The following is a 259-nucleotide window of genomic DNA, read 5'->3' on the forward strand; positions in this document are numbered from 1 at the left end:
CCAAGCGCTACCTCTGCTATGTGGAGCCGCAGTATGAAGCGTCGCTTTCGGAGGATTCGAAACGCAGCCTGGCGCTTCAGGGGGGCAGCTTCGATGCGGGCCAGGCGGTGGATTTCGCCAGCATGCCGGGCGCGCCAGATGCGATCCGCCTGAGGCGCTGGGACGACATGGCCAAGGTGCCAGGGCTGGCCACGCCGCCGCTGGACCACTTCCTGGAGATCGCCGAAAGCGTCTCCGGACGGGTCAAGCTGGCGGCGGT

At 67.2% G+C, this 259-nt stretch carries 1 pseudogene; it reads left to right on the forward strand.

Annotation, left to right across the window (positions count from 1 at the left end):
- Positions 1–259, forward strand: a pseudogene (locus SB771_RS35440) (phosphohydrolase); the annotation flags it as partial.

It is taken from the genome of Burkholderia sp. SIMBA_051 (genome assembly GCF_046534915.1).
GTDB lineage: Bacteria > Pseudomonadota > Gammaproteobacteria > Burkholderiales > Burkholderiaceae > Burkholderia > Burkholderia ambifaria.